Origin of the sequence: Mucilaginibacter sp. Mucisp86 (assembly GCF_047324315.1) — a bacterium.
Classification (GTDB): domain Bacteria; phylum Bacteroidota; class Bacteroidia; order Sphingobacteriales; family Sphingobacteriaceae; genus Mucilaginibacter.
The window spans coordinates 2,971,799-2,990,868 of record NZ_CP168503.1 but is presented as its reverse complement, the minus strand read 5'-3'; the positions used below and the strand labels follow the sequence as shown (position 1 = coordinate 2,990,868).

Here is a 19,070-nt window from a genome sequence, read left to right as displayed (position 1 = left end):
GCGAAATGTAGAGACGCATCACATGCGTCTCAAAATATACAGAGTAGACTTGCCTGTTTTATAACCTTGCAAAACTATAGACGCAATTATATGTCTTTACAACAAGACATTAACGGGCATCTTCCACGGCATCCGGAACTGTATCATCCTCTTCCAGTGCTTGCGGCTCTTCTTTAAACACGCGGATAGTTTTGATATACCTGCGCTGATAACGTTCGTTCATGGCAGTTTCAGTAACGCCATTTTCATCGCCCGATGTAGAGTGGATAAATACCAATGGCTCACCTGGTTGTGATATTACTATACCTATATGGCCGGCGCTGTGGTAATTATGGCTGCGGGTTCCGGTAAATAATATCAGATCGCCAAATTTGGCATCTTTAATATCAATACCCTTAACCGGCGCAAAATCAGATGAACTGCGGGGGATAGAAATATTGAAATGGGTAAATACATAATTGACAAAGCCCGAGCAATCAAAACCCCTTTCCGGGTTGCTTGATCCATACCTGTACCTGATACCTTTAAGGGTTTGGGCAAATTCAACCAGCTCGTCGGGCGTAGTCTCCCCTGTTTCATAATTGACTTCAACCTCGGCATAATGATGCCTTAACCTTGCATGGCTGTGTGATTTTATCGTTCTGTTTGCCTTATGTTTTTTTGCTGCGTGAAGTACGGCAGGCTTCGCCGGCTTCATAAGTGATAAACAAGCTACAAGGAGGAGTTTGGAACCAATTACAAAATGCATGTTGTAATGATAGGCAAAAAATTCCACGGATAGTAATCAAATTGTAAAAAAGATGGCACCTGTTTAAATACATTATCGCGTTAGTTATAGGCATCTTCTATTAATCCCAACCCGTTTTTACTTATATTTACCTGAACCAAAACCAGTTAACCTAAACAGCAAATTGACCTGTTGTAAAAAAATCGGATGCCTATTTATGATACTATGCTTTGGCATGTGTGTATCTCTTTTTGCCCAATCACCTGTAATTGTTCCCAAAAGCCAACCCATTACATTAAAGCTTGACGCCGGTGGCAATTATGTAATTAGTTCATCAGGAGATCACCCCGCTTATGTTACAGATATTGCAACCGTTGTTAATACCACTGATTCTACTACCAAATTCAGGTTCACGCCACAAACGTTTGATTGCAGTACTGTCGGTCCGCAAATAGTTACTATAGCCTCGGCAACCAATGGTGCAGCCACGCCGTCCCATCCCGATGCTATCCGGATAACCGATCTGACAGCTCTTTGCTTTGATCCGGCAGGCAATTTATATTTCGGAGGGGCAACTACGCTCATGATTCGAAAAATAGCGCCGGATGGTACGGTGAGCATTTTTGCTGGAGGCCCCCCTGGTACAGGCGGTGACATCTTTAGAGGGACTGCAGGCACTGTGGGGCGTATACCACCTGGCGGCATGGTTTGCGACAATACCGGTAACATCTATTTTTCGGATATTGACGCCAATAAGGTAAAAAAGCTAAGCCCCGATGGCATAGTAACAGATATTGGATTAATACCCAACCCCGGAGCAATAACAATTGATAAACAGCAAAACTTGTACGTTGTAAGTAATACAGGTAACGCGGTTTACAAAATCACAACCGCCGGCACAGTACAACAGATAGCAGGAACAACAGATGGCGACCTTGATGGCCCGGGCAACTTAGCCCGTTTCCACTTTATTTATAGTATAGCAGCCGACGATGCGGGGTACGTTTATGTTGGCATTGTGGAGTTGAAACTGGGCGATAAAGTTAAGATCAAAAGAATAGCACCTGACGGTACAGTATCCACTTATTTTAATCCGGGTAAAGTGGGTGAAAACGATATTTCCGATCCGGCCAATGCTTTTTTTGTAGGTCCAACCGCGCTGAAGTTTGATCGCTCGGGCAACTTATTTATAGGCGATGGCGGTATGATAAAAATATTCGACAAATATGGAAAAGCCAAAACATTTGCCGGTCATGCCGATATAGGCGATATAGATGGGGCCGGATCCCAGGCCCTGTTTGGCCAGGTGGGTGCGATAGATATGGACCTGTGCGGAAACCTTTATGTTGTCGACCAAATAAACAATACCATCAGGAAAGTTACCCTTGGCGCAGTTGTTTCAACTATAGGCGGCGGTGGTGCCAATCAGCTTACCGGAAATATAGGGTCAAGCACCTGTCGGCAAACTGCTGCTGTTATACCTGTCAACGTTCAAAGTACACCTGCATTTACATCTGCATATAACGATGTTACTTTGCAAGATTGTGCCAACCTGGCTAATTATGCTGTAAAAGCTTTGGTAACAGATAACTGTCCCGACAGCCAAATCAAAGTTACACAAACACCTGCTCCCAACTCCCCCATCTACAATAATGTTCCCGTACAGGTAACCTTAACCGCAATTGACAAAACAGGGGGCATAGCAGCCGCATCGTTCATGGCAACCGCTAAATATTCGGCCGCTCCGCCAGGCAGGTCGGTATCAGTATTTACGCCTTCATTAAAAATTTGCGCGGGCAATCCGGTCACCTTTACAGCCAACGTAATAAATGGCGATCCCGGTACATCGTTTCAATGGCTGGTGAACGGCGTTGCTACCGGCCCCAACTCTTTTAAATTTACCACAAGCAACTTAAAAGATGGCGACATAGTAAACTGCGCTGTTACTACCGGCAACGGCTGCGGCATCCCCAATCTCGGAATCGATCTGCATATGAACGTGAATCCGATACCTGCAATAATGCTCAAATCAAACGAAGAAATTCTGTCGGGCAACAGCATAACACTATCCCCGGAGATAACCGGCGATATAGCAACCTATACGTGGGCACCTTCGGTAGGCCTTAGTAATTCGTCATCAGCATTTCCGGTGGCAAGCCCGGAGGTTACTACAAAATATAAACTTACTGTAACATCAGTTGATGGATGTAATGCCGAAGGCGAAGTAACAGTGAAGGTAATCCCCAATATTAAAATCCCCAACACCTTCACGCCCAACGGCGACGGGGTCAACGACTTATGGAGCATCAAATATTTAAATGATTATATAAACAGCTCCGTAACTGTTTATAACCGAAACGGCAGCATTGTTTTTTATAGCAAGGGCTATCCTAAACCTTGGGATGGCACATTTAACGGTAACGCCCTGCCTGCCGGGGTTTATTTTTATGTCATCGATTTAAAAGACGGTAGCCAGATACGCAGCGGAGATGTGACGATTTTAAGGTAAGCTATTTGTTGTTTAGCTGCTAAACCTGGCGGCCACCGTGCACGCGACCGCCAAATTAAACTCCTGTGCAGGTCAGCAACCAGGCCAATCTTCAAAGTATTTAGTTAAAAGATCGCCTGAATTCAAGCGGCGAAAGGTGAGTTTTTGTTTTAAACAACTTACTGAACGATTGCGGGTGTTCAAACCCTAATGCGTAAGCCACTTCGCTTACAGATAAGGCCGTGGTGGAGAGCTTTTCTTTAGCTTTTTCGATAAGATTATGGTGAATATGCTGCTGTGCATTTTGCCCCGTAAGGGAGCGCAGCATATCACTCAGATAACCCGGAGACATATTCAACTGCTTCGACAGGTATTGAACTGTTGGGATTCCCTCGCTTATTGAATTTTCACCGGCAAAATATTGGTCTAAAATATCTTCCAGCTTTTGCAGCAGGTCGCTGTTTACGGCTTTGCGTGTGATAAACTGGCGCTTGTAAAAACGATTCGCGTAGTTAAGCAACAAATCAATTTGGGAAATGATGACATCCTGGCTAAAATCATCTATCCTGCCATTTAATTCATCTTCGATAATTTTAAAAAGGGAAATGATGGTTGATTTTTCTTTGTCCGATAAGTGCAATGCCTCATTAGTCGAATATGAGAAAAAGCCATACTGCTTGATTTTTTTTGCCAAAGGATAATTCCATAAAAAATCCGGATGGATCAGCAGCGTATAAAGGGCGCATTCTCCCTCGCTATGATCATTATCGCCGCCGATAACCTGGTTGGGCGACGCAAACAGCAACCCCCCTTCATCAAAATCGTAATAATCCTGCCCATACTTTATTCGCGGACTAAGCTTTGGCCGGTACGAAATTTTATAAAAACTAAGCACATGCGAGCCGTGCGGTCTCCGTGGTATAACCTGGTTATCCGTACCGCTAATTAAACTGATTAATGGATGCAACGGCTTGGGCAAGCCAAAGGCCCGGTGCACATCTGATAAAGAATTAAATTTAAGGGGCCCCTGTTCTTCCTTTTTCATCTCAAAAACTTAATGCAATGATAGCCGGTATTATATACAAATATCAGCTATCATTGGTGTTTTACATAATTGTGATCATTTACTTTGATTTGCCCTGAGCGGCATTTGAAACAGGCTCCCATTCTTCCCAGGTTGCTAAGCGCTCTGCATAAGCGGCACGTATCCAGGGTAAGTTATGGCTTCCAAGGAAGAGCCTTAGTGGCGGATGTTCGGAATCTACAATTTTGAAGATGGCATCGGGTGTTGCTTCAGGATCTCCCCGTTCCGAGGTTTTTAACCGCTCAAAAAACCGTGCCTTGAAATCGGTGTAAATGTCCATACCGGCAGCAAACTTCAACGACTCCTGGCTTCCAAATTCTGTAGCGTAGGCACCGGGCTCTATAATGGTCACTTTAATACCGAAAGGTTCTACTTCTTTGGCCAAACTTTCGTGAATTGCCTCGAAGGCCCATTTTGATGAACAATAATAACCTATCACCGGTAAAGTTACCTGGCCAAGGCCACTCGATATGCCTAATATATGGCCTCCTCCCTGCGCACGCAGTAAAGGCAAAGCAGCCTGAATAACGGAGAGCGTACCGAATATATTGGTATCATACATCGCCCGCACATCGTCGGCATTAGCTTCCTCAATGGTGCCAACTAATGAATAGCCCGCATTATTGAGCACAATATCAAGCCTGCCGAAATATGCATGGGCCTGCTCCACTGCTGCTTTTACCTGGTCGGGGTTGGTTACGTCAAGCTCCAGGGTTAACACGTTTTCACTGTATTTCTCTTTGAAATCAGCAATGCTTCCCAGCCTGCGTGCAGTGACTGCAACTTTGTCGCCGCGTTTAAGCGCTGCATCGGCCCAAACACGCCCGAAACCGCGGGATGCACCTGTGATAAACCATGTTTTATAATCCCGATTTTCATTTTGATGTTTCATAATTTTAAACGTTGAATACACCAAAGGTCGAGAGGTAATATTTTCTATTTGTAGCCTAAGTGAGGGATTTTGTAGCGATATCAAAGAATGAGTCCACCTTCATCTACAGTACGCCTCACTGCAGCACCAGTTTTAACACATTTGAAAGTACGGGGTTATGATCATCTGCCCGCCAGTTGATGTATAGGTCGGTTTTGAAAGGGAGCCTGATAAACCGGATCCCCGGGCTTTCATGATACATGTATGAATCCGGCAATATCGCTATCCCCAGCCCTTTCTTAACTAATGCAATAATGGTCGATCCAAATTCGGAATATACGTAGTCGTCCGGAACAATATCGAACGACCTGAACATCTGCTGAATGATATCGCTGTAACTGCTTCCCTCATCCCTTATCGGCAGTATAAATTTTTGTTGGGAAAGGGTTTCTTTAGACAGGTCTTCGATAGTATGGAAAATGTGATCCTCAGGAACTACGATTGCCAAATAATCGCTGTAAATTTTTTCTGATTTAATTCCCTGGGCGGTATTAACGTCCCTTGTAACAGAAAGATCGATCTTATAATTCCTTAAAAACTCCTGTTGGTTTTCATAACGAAGCTGTACCAGCTCAACCTGGAGTTTTGGAAATGCGCTGGAAATACGGGCAATCATATCCGGCATTAACGAACCTGATATGGAATCGGGATGGGCGATTCTTATCGTACCGCTTTCGCCTAAATGGATCTGCCGGGCAAACTGATGAATAAATTCAAGCTCGCTCAACTCCATCTCCCATTTCTCCTTCAAAAACTTACCTGCAGGGGTGAGCTTCACATTACGCTTATTCCGCTCAAATAGCAGCAGCCCCAATTCGCTCTCTAATGATTGAATGTGCCTGCTGAGGGCCGATTGCGTAATGTTCATTTTTCCGGCCGTATTCCAAAAATGAAGCTCTTTCGCCAGGGCTAAAAAGTATTTGATCTGCTGCAAATCCATTAATGCAATATATGCATTAATGGATGATAAAATAGCATTTTACTGCATTTAACAGATGGATAAATTTGTATATGGATAACGTAAAGATTGTTGATGCAACACCTAACGATGTAGCTCAACTTCAAAATATAAGCATACAAACCTTTTCCGAAACTTTTTCGGCAGTTAACACGCCCGAAGACATGGCGCAATATCTCAATGAGTGCCTGTCACTAAATAAGCTGAGCAATGAACTGAACAATAAATTATCGCAATTCTATTTTGCTATACATAACGACGAGGTTATCGGCTACCTGAAGCTGAACACAGGGCAGGCACAAACAGATGTTAAAGACAATGATGCGCTTGAAATTGAGCGGATCTACGTATCTCAGGCATTTCTTGGAAAAAACATCGGAAAGCTGCTATACGAAAAAGCCGTTCAGATAGCCCGGAAAGCTGGTGCCACGTACATATGGCTTGGTGTATGGGAAAAGAATTTCAGGGCAATCAGTTTCTACAAGAAAAACGGCTTCGTAGAATTTGACCAGCATGTATTTATATTAGGCACAGACAGGCAGATAGATATCATGATGAAAAAAGATTTAATAAACGACTGAGATGGAGAAAAAGAACATTTTCCTTGTATTACTGATATTAGGCACAGCCTTTTGGGGCATATCATTTTCAATAACAAAACTGGCTATCGGGCATAACTCCCCGCTCATCTTTTTATGTTATCGTTTTTTGGCCGCGGCAGTAGTTTTGTCGGTCATTTTCTCAAAACATTTAAGGCAGATAAACCGGGATGGTGTTAAAACAGGCATAAGTTTGGCCGTACCCCTTACGCTCGGAATTTATTTGCAAACCCTGGGCATCAAACATAGCTCGGCTTCACAATGCTCATTTGTTGCAGGCACTTGTGTGATTATCATTCCCTTGTTAAAAGCAATTTTTTATAACACAGTTGCCCCTGCAAAAATTTGGCTGGCAGCAGTGATTGCTTTGGCAGGCTTATCAATTATTTCTATCAATGCTAATTTTTCGGTTAGCCTTGGCGATTTGTATACTATTGCCGGAGCGGTAGCCTTTGCTGTTTATCTGATCAAGGTAGAAAAACTATCCAAAGTGCAGCACATTGCACACACCGTTGTTCCGATGTTTGCTGCGTGTGCAGTAATTACCTTTTGTTTAGCCTTAGGCGATAATACCAGCACAAACTGGCTGCCGCAAAACAATGAATTTTGGATGGGCGTTGTTTATTGCTCGCTTTTTTCTACCGCTTACATGTACACCATTTCCAACATCTCTCAGCGTTACCTGAGTGCCGAAAGGGTAGCCATCATTTACCTCTTTGAACCTGTGTTTGGCGCAATTGCGGCATGTTTCATTTTACATGAGCAGCTTACCTGGCGATTGTTTTTAGGCGGAAGCCTCATTTTTGCAGCCACGCTTATCTCCGAATTGAAATTTGATCGAAAAACAATGGTTCTTGAGGCCAACGTAATTGAGTAGTTTTTATGCCCCCGCTGCCGGAAAAGAAACAAACTTGTTTTTACATTTGGGCAAAATGTAAACCTAATGGAAAGACGGGCTTTTTGTAAAAACTCCTTACTGGGCGGTGCCGCCGTATTAGCAAATCCTTTAATCGGCAAAGCCACTGCGCTGGATCTTTTTTCGGTTAACAAGCCTTTGCAACTGATGGGCAATCGCTTTGTTACCTTTTGCATCATGATCCGTACTTCGCCGTGGGAAGTATCGCGGGATGTAAAACTGATTAACAGGGACGAAGGCTTTGCCCATACGTTAGAAGTGGTACAGCGCTTAAGGGAAATTTTTGCGAAAAACGTGCCGGGAGGCAAACTAACCTGGGGCTTTACCTTAAATGCGCTTGAAGATAAGCGCCCTAATTATGTTGATATCCGCAAATACGCGGCCGACTGCCAGCTCAAATATGGCGACGAGGTTTCTTATTTCCCGGGATATTTTCCGGCCATGTATCTCCCGCGCAAAAGGGTAAACCAGGAAATGACCGAGGCCTTGCAGCGCATAACCGCCATGGTTGGTAATGGCTACCGGCCTAAAGCTGTTATGGGAGGATTTTTATCGGCCGATAACCTGGCCTATTTAGCCGAAAAGGAAAACATTCATGTAGCACATGCTGTAATCTGGAGCCAGCATGAAACAGATGGTGGCGGGGCCGACGGCTCACCCTCCTATCCCTTTTATCCATCAAAACAACATTTTTGCAAACCAGCCCAGGGCAAAAGCGACTTTATTGACTGCGTGAACCTTGATGGATGGAGTGTGGATTTTTTGTGCGCACTCCAAGCGGGAATGTGTGGGGCACAACGCCTTTTAACGGGGCAGCAAGCCGCCGTGGTGTGGGTCCTATTGAAACCTATGGCGATTGGGGTTTGGATATAGGTCATTATTCGGTGATGCATACACAAGCTATCCATTTTGACCGGGGCTTTGAACTGAACGGTTTTGGCTGGATCCCCAACATCTGGGAAGCTGCTTTGGTTAAAATAGCCGAACGAAAAAACTGGGATGATACTCTCGCGTACCGGGCATTGGAGAAATGGACAGGCGATACCGTAAAACGATGGCCGGATGTTAAATTCGTCACTTTTGGCGAGTATGGCGAGGCCTGGCGCGGTCATTATCCTGATAATAGCCAATGGAATTACCGTTTTGAAGAAAAAGGGCTTGGCATAGGTAATTCATGGGGCAATGAAGAGATCAAATGGTACATGAACAGGGAATTTCGCCTGGCTACCTTACGAAACTGGCACAAAAATGGCCCGGAAATGGTGGTGGATTTTACACGCTATGACCTCCCCGCCCAGGAGCCTGCCGATCCATCGCCCGATAAACCGGTAAAAGACTGGAGCCTCATGAACCGCATCAATCAAAAAGGAGTAAGACCACAGGATACCCCGGTATTATTGAGCGCACTCAACAATGATGACAAGGACCTGATAGCACGCCATTATCCCGAATTGCTTAAATAGAGATTGGGGCGACAACTGCTTGTGATCTTCAATCAGCTTGGCTATACGTTATTTGGTGGTCTGCGCGCCCATTTTTATACCTAATTTTTCATACGCGATATCGTTGGGTTCCCATAACTCAATTTTGTTGCCCTCAATATCCATGATATGAACAAATTTGCCATAGTCAACGGTTTCTATCGTATCAACTATAGCTACGCCTTCTTTTTTGAGCTGCGTTACGAGTGCCGTCAAATCTGCAACACGATAGTTAACCATAAAATCCTTATCAGAAGGTGCAAAGTATTTGGTTTTTTCGTTAAAAGGGCTCCATTGGGTAAATCCCTTTTTTAGCGTATCGGCACCTTGCCTCCATTCAAACACAGCACCGTACTGATTTGTCTGTAAACCCAGGTGCTCCTTATACCAGGCCCTGACCTTAGCAGGTTCTTTACATTTAAAAAAGATACCACCAATGCCGGTTACCCTTTTTAATTCGGCAGGTTGGTGGATTGATGCAGTCAGGGCAGCCTTAAAGGCGAACCCGGAGCCAAATGAAGCAGCAATGAGCAGCAGGATAAGGGTAGTTTTTTTCATGACCGGTTATAGTTAAGCTTGTTTGCGTTTGCTTTAATTAGTTAATGAAATTTAAAGCATTTGAAAGGCAAAACAAAACGATAAATGAGAAAGCCCCAAGTCTTCCGATTTGAGGCTTTTCCAAAGTACTTTTCTTTAATAAGATTTAAAGTATCAGCATGCTCTCTACCTATTCAACTTGCTGTTTCATCAGTTTTTTAGCTCCAATTAAAGCTAACAACGTAACTATTGAAGCGGCTGTTAAGTAGTAGCCCACATAGGCGAGTCCATAATTATGCGCCAGCATGGTTGCCATGTATGGCGTAAGCGAAGCACCTAAAATACCGGCCAGGGTAAAGGCCAGCGAAGCGCCGGTATAACGTACTGCCGGCGGAAAGATACCGGCAAGCGCCGTACCTATCGGCCCGTAGGTAAGCCCCATCAAAAACATTCCTATCGACAAAAAGATTGCTGTTATACCTAAACTGCCCGTAGTAAATAGCGGTGCGAAAACAAGACCAAATGCCACGATGCATAACGTTGCAACAATTAACATGTTGTTGCGTCCATATTTATCAGCCAGGATTGCCGATAGCGGAATACCCAGACCAAATGCCAGCATCGATATCATCTGTATGATTAGGAACGAGCTTTTAGTATAATGCAGCGCTGTAGTACCCCAGCTTAGTGTAAACACCGTCATCAAATAAAACAGCAGGAAAGTGGTAACAGTTGCCAGCGTGCCTAAGGTAATGGCTGCAGTATGTTTTACAAAAACATCTGCAAACGGCACTTTTGAGCGCTCTTCTTTACTAACCATCTTCATAAATTCAGGAGTTTCGGATATTTTCAACCTCACAAAAAGCCCAACCCAAACCAGTAATGCACTTGCAATAAACGGGATGCGCCAGCCATAGGTTATAAAGTTATCTTCACTCATGGTTTTGCTGAGGATAAAAAACGTGCCGCTCGATAGCAGGAACCCGATAGGTGCTCCCAACTGCGGAAACATGCCATACCAGGCTTTTTTATGTGCAGGGGCATTTTCTGTTGCCAGTAGTACAGCACCACCCCACTCGCCACCAAGCCCCAGCCCTTGCCCAAAACGAAACAGGGCAAGCAATATTGGCGCTGCAATGCCTATGGAAGCATAGCCCGGCAAAAGCCCGATAGCAACGGTTGATGGCCCCATGGTTAATAAGGCCGCAACGAGCGTAGCTTTACGCCCTTTACGGTCGCCAAAGTGCCCAAATATAGCAGCTCCTATTGGTCGTGCAAGAAAGGCCAGTGCAAAGGTTGCCAATGATTCAAGTGTAGCCGATGTTGGATCGGCAGCGGGGAAAAATAATTTAGGGAATACCAGCACCGCGGCGGTGGCATAAATATAAAAGTCAAAAAATTCGATGGTTGTTCCGATGAGGCTTGCAGTGAGGATCCGGCTAACCGGGTTCACTGCGGAAGGTTGCTGATTCATAGCCTCAAACATATTAAATTTGAGGGAATGTGCAAATTGGCAAGGAAAGCAGAATGCCTCAAATTTTTCGATTTAAAGCTTTCACAGCCGAGCAGGTTCGACCAACCACGTTTGATTAAATTTGTAGTGAATGTTTATTCAACTCAAAGCCAAGCAACGAGTCAGCAATAATCCCTTTGCGCTTCAATAAGTCAACACCATTTTCGATATCTGATTTCGAAAACTTTGATGCCTTTTCTTCAGACCAGATTAAAAACTCCGTTTGAAAGCTCTCCATCTTTACAGCTTTTTTTTCAGCCAAAATAAAAAGAATGGTTGATATAAGTTCTAATTCCCTGTCGGAATCGATATTATTTGATAGTGATAGCGATTTGAGAATTGGCTCTCCAAATCGCTCAAGTTTGTCTATTAATGAATGGCTCACTAAAGTATTTTCAGCAGCTTGTAATGCTTGTTCTGTTGTAAAATTAAAATACTGTTGATATTCTTTAATATCTCTGCTTAATATATCTATTGAGTGAGTGTATGGCCCATAGTTATAAGCATTAAACTTGAAATATTGTTCTCCACTAAATATATTGATAAAAAAGGCTGCCTTTTGAAGCCTTGTCTTATTAAATTTTCTTAAGCCCAATTTTAGATGCATCAAAATTACATGGGATGCATTCAGTTTAGGAATTCTTTTTGAATTTGTAACTGAACTAATGTTATTTGAGGGCTCGTATAAAGTAAAATCGAAATAACTCTCAAATGGCTCTACCGCTTCAGTAATAAGAGCCTTTACTTTGGCCCACTCTAACCCTCCATTACCACACCCCAAGGGTGGAAATGCTATCGATCTAACGTTTAGTTTTGGTAACATTGTGACTAACGTTTCAAGACCCTTTGATATGTAGGAATATTCGGACTTCTTTCGCCATTCTGCTTTAGTGGGAAAGTTGATTATCAATTTTTCATTTTCAGTAAATGTCAAAATTGTTCCTATTTTGAATTTTCCTGATTTGCATGCTTCCTCATAACGCCTATTATTGTTAGGATACTTTATCTTAAATTGATAGGCTATACCTTTACCCATGTAGCCTTCACAGTTAACAGTGTTGACTATTGCGTCGGATTGCGACTCAAGTATGTTTCCTACTGTGTAATTGATCATTTTATAAAAAATGCCTCGTTAATGTTAACCAAAAATGCCCCTCTTCCTAAAATTGAATTTCGTAATTTTTCAACTTCTTTATTAACCCTATCATTAGGAGTAAATACACAGAAAAAATCAGACGGCTTTACTGTAATCGGAGATAGGCATTCAGCCATACAAATCTCTTTACAGATACGATCATTGTAATTCCTTTGATTCATTATTTCCCACTGTATCGAATTAAATCCTTGATCATATGGTAATGTCGAACAATCAACTAACGACAGTGGATGCTGCGTTAATATTCTAAACTTATTTTTTTCAGCAAAAGTTCTACATATCGTTATAAACACAAAATCTTTATCACTATAAGCATTTTGAACCGCGCCGTCAAAGGGCGTTCCAGCAAAAAAATGAAATGGCACAAACCCATTTAGATCCATCACCTCTCGGTGGTCTATTATCTCGGGTTCAGCAACATCGTCAAAACCATTTAAATCATTCCTTGCTATTAATCCTTTTCGAAATATACTCTCGACATTATATAAGGATGTCAAATGATACAATAATTTTCCTTCCTGTGGCGGCTTAGCCATAGATTTAGGTTTTTTTGGTTACTCTAATCTATGAAATCTTCCGCAAACAAAAAAGCCTCAAATTTTCCAACTTGAGGCTTTTCATTCTTCGTAGCGGGAGCAGGACTCGAACCTACGACCTTCGGGTTATGAGCCCGACGAGCTACCAACTGCTCCATCCCGCACTGTATTGTGCTATATATTTGAGATCCGGCCATAACCCCGGAAAGGTCCTTCCAATTAATCAAATGCAAATTTGCACTCTGTTTTAATTGGACTGCAAAGATATAATTCGTTTCTTTGCAGTCCAAATATATTTTTAATTATTTTTCTATGGCTCATCAGGCAGGTTTTGTAAGTATAATAGGTAAACCCAACGCAGGGAAATCAACCCTTATGAACGCGCTGGTGGGCGAAAAAATGTCCATCATTACCCCTAAAGCGCAAACCACCCGTCACCGTATTTTGGGTATTGTGAATGATGAAAACTACCAGATCGTGTTTTCGGACACTCCGGGTGTTATCAAGCCACACTATGCCCTGCATGAAAGTATGATGCACCAGGTTGATGGCTCTATTGTTGATGCCGACCTTATTTTGCTGGTTACCGATATTTATGAAGAATACGATGAGGCAGACGTTCTTAAAAAACTGGAACGTTCATCGGCCCCGCTTGCTATCCTGATCAACAAAATTGATCAAAGCGATGAGGAAACCGTAAAAAAGAAAGTTGAATTTTGGAGGGAAAAACTAAATCCGAAAGCCATTTTCGCGATATCTGCATTACATGGGCATAACATCAAAGCCATTATGGATTTCGTGATCGAAAACTTACCCGAACATCCTGCTTATTACGAAAAAGACGCTCTGACAGATCGTAATGACCGTTTCTTTGCCTCAGAAATGATCCGCGAGCAGGTGTTTAAACAATATAAAAAAGAAATCCCTTATAGCACCGAGGTTATTGTAACAGCATTTATCGAGGGTGAAAAACTTTACCGCATCAGCGCCGAGATCATTGTTGAGCGCGAATCGCAGAAAAACATTATTATTGGCAAAGGCGGCGAAATGCTTAAGATTACCGGCACCTACGCCCGTCGTGCTATGGAAGATTTTTTTCAGCGTAAAATTTTCCTGGAGATGTTTGTAAAAGTGATCCCCGACTGGCGTACCAAGAAAAATTATCTGAAACAATTCGGGTACGAATAGGGGGAACAAAATCAAGACTTTTAGAATCAGGATGCAGGATAATCCGACATCTTGATCTATCATTAATAAAAATTAAAAATTTCGTAGAAGCAGTTGTTAAGTTAGATAGATTTGCATAATTCTTGAATCTTGATTCCTGGCATCCTGACTCTTAATATAACACAATGAGTAACATAGTAGCCATAGTGGGCAGGCCCAACGTAGGCAAATCAACATTATATAACCGCTTAACCGAAAGCCGCAAGGCTATCGTTGATGACTTTAGCGGTGTCACGCGCGACAGGCATTACGGTGTTGCCGAATGGCTTAACCATAATTTTACGGTTATTGATACCGGAGGCTACGTAGCCAACTCTGATGATGTTTTTGAAACAGCCATCCGCGAGCAGGTTGATATCGCCATCGAAGAAGCTTCGGTTATTTTATTTGTTGTTGATGTTACTACCGGCATTACCGACCTTGACGACGAGATTGCCAATCGCCTGCGTAAAAGCAAAAAGCCTGTTTTTGTAGTGGTAAACAAACTGGACAACAATAACCAGGTTGCCGACGCCATGGTATTTTACAGCTTTGGCCTTGGCGAAATTTACAGCATTTCGTCAATGACTGGCTCCGGTACCGGCGAGCTGCTTGACGAAGTGGTAAAACACTTTGAAGATGAAGAGCTGGAAGAAAACACCCGCCCTAAATATGCTATTGTTGGCCGGCCTAACGTAGGTAAGTCGTCTATTATCAATGCCCTTATAGGTAAAGACCGTAACATTGTTACCCCTATTGCCGGCACCACCCGCGATTCTATCCATATTCACTATAACCAATACGGTCATGATTTTATGCTGATAGATACCGCAGGGCTACGCAAAAAAACCAAGGTTAAAGAAAACATCGAGTTTTATTCGGTAATGCGTACCATTAAGGCTTTGGAAGAAGCAGACGTGATCATCCTGATGATTGATGCTGTTGAAGGTTTTGAATCGCAGGATATCAATATCTTCCACCTGGCCGAAAAGAATAAAAAAGGTGTGGTGATCGTAGTAAACAAATGGGATTTGATTGAAAAGAACAGCAAAACCATCAAGGTATTTGAAGAGCAGATCCGCGATAAGATAGCCCCTTTTACCGATGTGCCTATTGTATTTACCTCGGTTACCGAAAAGCAAAGAGTATTAAAAGTAATTGATGTAGCTAACCAGGTTTACCAGAACCGTGCGCGCAAAATACCAACTTCAAAACTGAACGAGGTAATGTTACCTATTATCGAAAACTATCCGCCTCCGGCAATAAAAGGCAAATACGTTAAAATCAAATATATCACTCAAATTGCAGGTACTTCGCCCATGTTTGCGTTTTTCTGCAATTTACCGCAATACGTTAAAGAGCCCTACTACCGCTTTATTGAGAATAAGCTCCGCGAAAACTTTGATTTTTCGGGTGCTCCAATACAGGTTTGGTTCAGGCAGAAATAATCTAAACCTTGATTTTTAGGATTCAAGGATTACCTTGAGATTTATCCTTATAAAATCCAGACTTATGATATTCCCAGACTTACGAAGTTTTTAAAAACTTCGTAAGTCTTCTCAACAATCAGGCAATCCTTGAATCCTAAAAATCAAGGTCGTTGTTACGTTTCTCTCCTTTGCTCCGTAATATTACTAAACCTCAATACTTTACACTTCATGAAAAAGTTTTATTGTTTAGTACTCATAGTACTGGTGGCTTTTGCTGCATGTAAAAAAGGCCAACTTTCATCCGGCGATGGAGAGGACAATGGTTGTATCAGTCGCATTAAACGCGATTATAGCGACAGCAATAAAGTCGAACTGGCAACAGCCATTAAACTCCTGCAAAAAAACAACATCCCAACTAATGGTCTGGTCATATACCGGGTTATTTTAAATGATAGTATAAGCACCAATATTTACCAGCACGTAATGGCTTACGAAGAAAGCAATGGCTTGCCCATTTTTAATTCAGGAATAAGTTATCACTTCAGGAACGAAATTTTTGAAACCTCCATAGGCCGGCGCTATGGCACACTTAACCTCAATACAAAAGCCGCTGCAACGTTGCCACAAATACGCAAAGTTTTTATTGATGCTTTTAAAAAAGATGGTTATACAGTAGATAACAATGTTAATGAATCATCTTGTCTTAATGCTGAATTTGGATACTTTGACCTAAACCACGATACACCTGATCATCCCAATTTTATCAAAGCATGGAAAGTGACCTTTGCTAAATACAACGAGTACCCGGTAGCCTACATCCAAGATAGTGACAGGAAGCTGCTATTCTATTTTAACGGGTTATTAACGTTAAATAAAGTAAATCAAACAGGAAGTAAAATCAGGTAACCCTTAAATCGGGGAAATCAAGGCTCTTATTGCTCCAACCCTTTTTTAAAGGCTACATCATCAGCATTGATCACTTTAAAGTAGGCATTATCACCCCATTTAAAGCGGGCCGCCTGGGCTTTAAGAATAGTTTTAATGGGCTCCCTGGAATTCCTTATCTCGTTGGAGTCCATTTCTTTAATGGTTTGCGAAGCGTATAGGATAAATTTATCAACGTCATCATTACTAACGGCGTATTGTTTTAAAAACTCAGCTTCTGTAGGATATTTTTTCAGCAATTGCTGCTGGCGATCAATAACGTATGCGGTAAACAATTGCTGCTGGCTCAAATCCTGAATAAGCGGTGTGAACTTGCTGGTATCAGCAGGAACAAACACATCAGGCATGATACCGCCACCGCTAAAAACTTTGCGCCCGCTTGAGGTATGATACGATGGTGTCCCTTTAAAAACGCTATCGTTCAGGTTGCTTTGTTCTGAAAAAAGTTCGCCTTTTTGCATACGTTGGGCCAGTTCATTTCGATAGCTGTCTACCCCGTTCCTATATGATTTCTGGATAGAACGACCAGACGGAGTATAGTATCTTGCCACTGTTAAGTTTACTGCCGAACCATCATCAAATGCAAACTGCTGTTGTACCAGGCCTTTTCCAAACGACCGGCGACCAACAATAGTAGCCCGATCCAAATCCTGCAGGGCACCCGCTAAAATTTCACTTGCCGAGGCCGAATATTCGTCAATAAGTATGGTAACCTTCCCTTTCTGAAACATGCCAGAATCGGTTGCAAAATAATCCGTACGGGGTTCGTGAATGCCTTTGGTATACACTATCAGCTTCCCTTCGGTTAAAAACTCATCGGCCAGTGAGGTTGCAGCGTTAAGGTAGCCGCCGCCGTTGCCTCTCAAATCAAGCAGTAGTTTATCCATACCATCTGTTTTCAAAACGGTTAAGGCTTTCCTGAAATCAACATCAGTTGTTGCCGAAAATTTGCTGATCTTGATATAACCTGTTGTGGCATCGGCCATATATGCTGCGTCAACACTGCTTAAGTCGACATGGCCTCGCTTAACAGTAAGTATTTTTAAATCTTTACCCAGTGGAGGTACAACGGCCAATTTTATTTCGGCATCCTTTTCGCCCCTGAAAACACCATTTATACGGGAAGCTGTCAGCTTACTGCCCGAAAACTTTTGATCATCAACATTAATCACTTTACTGCCCACCAATAAGCCTGCCTTTTCGGCCGGACCGCCGGCGTAAACCTGTGTAATGATCAGGGTATCACGCAGTAACTGATATTCAATCCCGATGCCATTGAAGCCACCATCTAAGCGTTCGTTGATGGATTGTGCCTGTTGTTTGGGTAAATAAAGCGAATGCGGATCGAGATTTTGAAGCAGGTTGTTAACCGATACGCCTTCAATACTATCGATATTAACACTATCAACATAGTTGCGGTCAACCAGTTGCAGTACTTTGGCTATTTTACTATTGGCCGTAAATGAAAGACCAAGATTATGGGTCGCAAAATCCCTGTTAAGCAGTAAGCCTATCATTATCCCCAAAAATAGCAGGATCATTGTCCGGAAAATTACACCCGCGGTCCTCTTCATAACTTATAACACAAAGTTAACAATTGCAGGGCCAATAATTTTTACCTGCGCCCTTGCATTTGATGATTTTTACCGAATTTTGTTATAAATTATTTAAAAATAGGCTATGGAAACCACCACCGAAAGGGAGTCGCACTATAAAAACCTCGAAAAACAGACCGTAAGGGAAATTTTAGAAAACATTAACAACGAGGATAAAACCGTTCCCCTGGCAGTGGAAAAGGCGTTGCCGCAGATAGAAGCATTGGCAACCATCACTACCGAAAGGATGAGAAATGGCGGCCGTTTGTTTTATATAGGTGCCGGCACCAGCGGTAGGTTAGGTGTGGTTGATGCTTCAGAATGTCCGCCAACATTCGGCGTTCCGTTTGACATGGTTGTTGGGCTAATAGCCGGAGGTGATGGCGCTATCCGCAAAGCGGTTGAATTTGCCGAAGATGATGCAGTACAGGCCTGGATTGATCTGCAGGCATTTGACATAAATGAAAAAGACGTGGTGGTTGGCATAGCTGCCTCTGGTACTACACCTTATGTAATTGGTGGCCTCAAAACAGCCAATGAACACAATATAGTTACCGGCTGCATTGTTTGTAACAGCGGCAGCCCGGTAGCAGCCGTAGCAAAATACCCGGTTGAGGTGGTAACAGGGCCCGAGTTTTTAACCGGCTCAACCCGCATGAAGGCCGGCACCGCGCAAAAATTAGTTTTAAATATGTTGAGCACAAGCGTAATGATCCAGCTTGGCCGCGTAAAAGGAAACAGAATGGTTGATATGCAATTAAGCAACCACAAACTGGTGAACAGGGGCACCCACATGGTAATGGACGCAACCGGGCTAAGCGAAGAAGAAGCAGCCTGGTTATTGAAGCAATACGGCAGCGTACGAAGCGCCGTTGATCATTATTTTAAAAAATAAACTGAATTTGAAGATGTGTTGATTTGAAGATTTGAAAATGCAAAGCGGCATTCGATAAATCCCTCAATTCAAA

General features: G+C 42.8%; 18 protein-coding genes and 1 tRNA gene. 9 read left to right on the top strand and 10 right to left on the bottom strand.

Annotated features, from left to right (window positions below; genetic code table 11):
* Positions 1-109 precede the first annotated feature (109 nt).
* Positions 110-697 carry a C40 family peptidase gene (locus ACEN9X_RS12780; protein ID WP_413670728.1) on the bottom strand — a complete coding sequence of 196 codons (588 nt, stop codon included), beginning with the start codon at positions 695-697 and terminating at the stop codon, positions 110-112.
* Between the two features lie 247 nt (positions 698-944).
* Here ACEN9X_RS12780 and ACEN9X_RS12775 point away from each other — a divergent pair, with 247 nt between their 5' ends.
* On the top strand, positions 945-3,236 hold the full coding sequence (locus ACEN9X_RS12775; RefSeq protein WP_413670727.1) for a gliding motility-associated C-terminal domain-containing protein: 2,292 nt from the start codon (positions 945-947) through the stop codon (positions 3,234-3,236).
* A 100-nt stretch (positions 3,237-3,336) separates the two neighbouring features.
* On the opposite strand, the gene ACEN9X_RS12770 is transcribed toward ACEN9X_RS12775, so the two are convergent.
* The 3 genes from ACEN9X_RS12770 to ACEN9X_RS12760 all read right to left on the bottom strand — a co-directional run bounded on the left by ACEN9X_RS12770 (position 3,337) and on the right by ACEN9X_RS12760 (position 6,170).
* On the bottom strand, positions 3,337-4,260 hold the full coding sequence (locus tag ACEN9X_RS12770; RefSeq protein ID WP_413670726.1) for a helix-turn-helix domain-containing protein: 924 nt from the start codon (positions 4,258-4,260) through the stop codon (positions 3,337-3,339).
* 79 nt (positions 4,261-4,339) lie between these two features.
* Positions 4,340-5,191 (bottom strand): SDR family NAD(P)-dependent oxidoreductase, encoded by an 852-nt coding sequence (locus ACEN9X_RS12765; protein ID WP_413670725.1) that lies wholly within the window; start codon positions 5,189-5,191, stop codon positions 4,340-4,342.
* A 115-nt stretch (positions 5,192-5,306) separates the two neighbouring features.
* Positions 5,307-6,170 (bottom strand): LysR substrate-binding domain-containing protein, encoded by an 864-nt coding sequence (locus ACEN9X_RS12760; RefSeq protein ID WP_413670724.1) that lies wholly within the window; start codon positions 6,168-6,170, stop codon positions 5,307-5,309.
* A gap of 71 nt (positions 6,171-6,241) precedes the next feature.
* Here ACEN9X_RS12760 and ACEN9X_RS12755 point away from each other — a divergent pair, with 71 nt between their 5' ends.
* From ACEN9X_RS12755 to ACEN9X_RS12740, 4 genes are all read left to right on the top strand, one after another.
* On the top strand, positions 6,242-6,769 hold the full coding sequence (locus ACEN9X_RS12755; RefSeq protein ID WP_413670723.1) for a GNAT family N-acetyltransferase: 528 nt from the start codon (positions 6,242-6,244) through the stop codon (positions 6,767-6,769).
* 1 nt (position 6,770) lies between these two features.
* The gene (locus ACEN9X_RS12750; protein ID WP_413670722.1) at positions 6,771-7,664 is read left to right on the top strand and encodes a DMT family transporter; all 894 of its coding nucleotides are present in this window, start codon (positions 6,771-6,773) and stop codon (positions 7,662-7,664) included.
* Positions 7,665-7,730: 66 nt separating this feature from the next.
* Positions 7,731-8,576, top strand: coding sequence for a DUF3863 domain-containing protein (locus tag ACEN9X_RS12745; protein ID WP_413670721.1), 846 nt, complete (start codon positions 7,731-7,733; stop codon positions 8,574-8,576).
* Complete coding sequence (locus tag ACEN9X_RS12740) at positions 8,534-9,166, top strand: DUF3863 domain-containing protein (protein WP_413670720.1); 633 nt, start codon at positions 8,534-8,536, stop codon at positions 9,164-9,166. Before ACEN9X_RS12745 ends, ACEN9X_RS12740 begins: the two co-directional genes overlap by 43 nt.
* Before the next feature lie 48 nt (positions 9,167-9,214).
* On the opposite strand, the gene ACEN9X_RS12735 is transcribed toward ACEN9X_RS12740, so the two are convergent.
* From ACEN9X_RS12735 to ACEN9X_RS12715, 5 genes are all read right to left on the bottom strand, one after another.
* Positions 9,215-9,742: a VOC family protein gene (locus ACEN9X_RS12735; RefSeq protein WP_413670719.1), complete on the bottom strand. Its 528-nt coding sequence runs from the start codon at positions 9,740-9,742 to the stop codon at positions 9,215-9,217.
* 169 nt (positions 9,743-9,911) lie between these two features.
* Positions 9,912-11,195 (bottom strand): MFS transporter, encoded by a 1,284-nt coding sequence (locus tag ACEN9X_RS12730; RefSeq protein WP_413670718.1) that lies wholly within the window; start codon positions 11,193-11,195, stop codon positions 9,912-9,914.
* A 115-nt stretch (positions 11,196-11,310) separates the two neighbouring features.
* Positions 11,311-12,348 carry a macro domain-containing protein gene (locus ACEN9X_RS12725; RefSeq protein ID WP_413670717.1) on the bottom strand — a complete coding sequence of 346 codons (1,038 nt, stop codon included), beginning with the start codon at positions 12,346-12,348 and terminating at the stop codon, positions 11,311-11,313.
* Positions 12,345-12,926 (bottom strand): DarT ssDNA thymidine ADP-ribosyltransferase family protein, encoded by a 582-nt coding sequence (locus tag ACEN9X_RS12720; RefSeq protein ID WP_413670716.1) that lies wholly within the window; start codon positions 12,924-12,926, stop codon positions 12,345-12,347. Before ACEN9X_RS12720 ends, ACEN9X_RS12725 begins: the two co-directional genes overlap by 4 nt.
* Before the next feature lie 91 nt (positions 12,927-13,017).
* Positions 13,018-13,090 (bottom strand) — tRNA-Met (locus ACEN9X_RS12715).
* A gap of 148 nt (positions 13,091-13,238) precedes the next feature.
* Between ACEN9X_RS12715 and era the strand changes: the two genes are divergently transcribed.
* The 3 genes from era to ACEN9X_RS12700 all read left to right on the top strand — a co-directional run bounded on the left by era (position 13,239) and on the right by ACEN9X_RS12700 (position 16,468).
* Positions 13,239-14,114 carry a GTPase Era gene (gene era / locus ACEN9X_RS12710; RefSeq protein WP_413670715.1) on the top strand — a complete coding sequence of 292 codons (876 nt, stop codon included), beginning with the start codon at positions 13,239-13,241 and terminating at the stop codon, positions 14,112-14,114.
* 164 nt (positions 14,115-14,278) lie between these two features.
* A complete protein-coding gene (gene der / locus ACEN9X_RS12705; RefSeq protein ID WP_091216773.1) occupies positions 14,279-15,580 on the top strand; it encodes a ribosome biogenesis GTPase Der in 1,302 nt (433 codons plus the stop codon).
* Between the two features lie 210 nt (positions 15,581-15,790).
* Entirely contained in the window at positions 15,791-16,468 is a 678-nt protein-coding gene (locus ACEN9X_RS12700; RefSeq protein ID WP_413670714.1) for a hypothetical protein, read from the top strand.
* A 26-nt stretch (positions 16,469-16,494) separates the two neighbouring features.
* Here the strand turns inward: ACEN9X_RS12700 and ACEN9X_RS12695 are convergent, their stop codons facing one another.
* Positions 16,495-18,081 (bottom strand): S41 family peptidase, encoded by a 1,587-nt coding sequence (locus ACEN9X_RS12695; protein ID WP_413670713.1) that lies wholly within the window; start codon positions 18,079-18,081, stop codon positions 16,495-16,497.
* A gap of 106 nt (positions 18,082-18,187) precedes the next feature.
* Here ACEN9X_RS12695 and murQ point away from each other — a divergent pair, with 106 nt between their 5' ends.
* Positions 18,188-18,997, top strand: a complete 810-nt coding sequence (gene murQ, locus ACEN9X_RS12690) for an N-acetylmuramic acid 6-phosphate etherase (protein ID WP_413670712.1) — start codon at positions 18,188-18,190, stop codon at positions 18,995-18,997.
* The last annotated feature ends 73 nt before the right edge of the window (positions 18,998-19,070 follow it).